Annotated in this window: 1 protein-coding gene; it reads right to left on the reverse strand. The window is 70.9% G+C overall.

What is annotated here, in order from left to right; translation table 11 throughout:
• The coding region (locus IF64_RS0124890; protein WP_030534602.1) for a 3-deoxy-7-phosphoheptulonate synthase at positions 1 to 994 on the reverse strand (994 nt) is incomplete at both ends.

Raw genomic sequence — 994 nt, forward strand, 5'->3', positions numbered from 1 at the left:
GGTCGAGCAGTTCGGCGGTGGTGTCCCAGTCGAGGCAGGCATCGGTGATGCTGCGGCCGTAGTCGAGGTCGGCGGACCTGCCGAGGGTGAGGTCCTGTCGTCCCTCGGCGAGGAAGCTCTCGATCATCAGGCCGGTGATGCCCGGTTCACCCGCGGCGATCCGCCCGGCGAGTTCGCGGACGAGGCCTGCCTGGCGGACGTGGTCCTTGCCGCTGTTGCCGTGGCTGGCGTCGACGACGACGCGTTCGGGCAGTTCGGCCTTGCGCAGGCGGGCCAGCGTGTCGGCGACCGTGTCGGGGTCGTGGTTCGGACCACTGCTCCCGCCGCGCAGGATGACGTGGCAGTCGGGGTTGCCCGCGGTGGTGAACAGCGCCGACAGGCCGTCGGTGGTGATGCCGGGGAAGACGTGGCCCGCCGCTGCGGCGCGGGTGGCATCGACGGCCACCTGGACGTCGCCCTCGGTGGAGTTCTTGATGCCGACCGGCATGGACAGTGCGCTGCACAGTTGCCGGTGCACCTGGCTGGCGGCGGTCCTGGCGCCGATGGAACCCCACGTGACGATGTCGGAGATGTACTGCGGCGTGATCGGGTCGAGGAACTCGCATCCCACGGGAAGGCCGAGTGCCGAGACGTCGAGCAGCAGCTGCCGCGCCATCCGCAGGCCCTTGTTGACCGCGAAGCTGCCATCCAGGTCCGGATCGTTGATCAGGCCCTTCCAGCCCAGGGTCGTGCGCGGCTTCTCGAAGTACACCCGCATGACGACGTGCAGGTCGTCGCGGAGGGTCTCGGCGTGGGCGGCGAGCCTGCGGGCGTAGTCGAGCGCGGCGCCCGGGTCGTGCACCGAACAGGGGCCGACGAGGACGAGCAGCCGGTCGTCCCGTCCGGACAGGATGTCGACCGTGGCGTCGCGGCCTGCGCGGACGGTGTCGGCGACGGGGGCCTGGACCGGGTGTTCGTCGCGCAGGAGCGCCGGTGACATGAGCGGGCTGACGTG

Origin of the sequence: Prauserella rugosa, from assembly GCF_000719975.1 — a bacterium.
Classification (GTDB): domain Bacteria; phylum Actinomycetota; class Actinomycetes; order Mycobacteriales; family Pseudonocardiaceae; genus Prauserella; species Prauserella rugosa.